Below are 224 nucleotides of genomic sequence, written 5' to 3' on the forward strand. Positions count from 1 at the left end.
CTGGTCTGCGCGGTGATGACTTTCTCACCGGCTTTCAGTGATGTCAGGGTGATGGTCGATTTGCCATTGCTGTCGCTGATGGTCTGTGTGCTGCTCAGAGTGGCATCGGCGGTATCCGCGGACCATTTCACCTTCGCACCGTTGACCGCGTTGCCCTGCTGATCGGTGACCGTCGCTTCATAGGTGATGCGATCCGTACCGTTAGCAATGGCCTCGGTTTTATC

General features: G+C 56.7%; 1 protein-coding gene. It reads right to left on the reverse strand.

The window, feature by feature from the left end:
* On the reverse strand, positions 1 to 224 hold a 224-nt coding region (locus QRD42_RS18550; RefSeq protein ID WP_321987821.1), incomplete at both ends, for an Ig-like domain-containing protein.

The organism is Enterobacter sp. PGRG2 (assembly GCF_030291195.1).
Lineage (GTDB): Bacteria > Pseudomonadota > Gammaproteobacteria > Enterobacterales > Enterobacteriaceae > Enterobacter_D.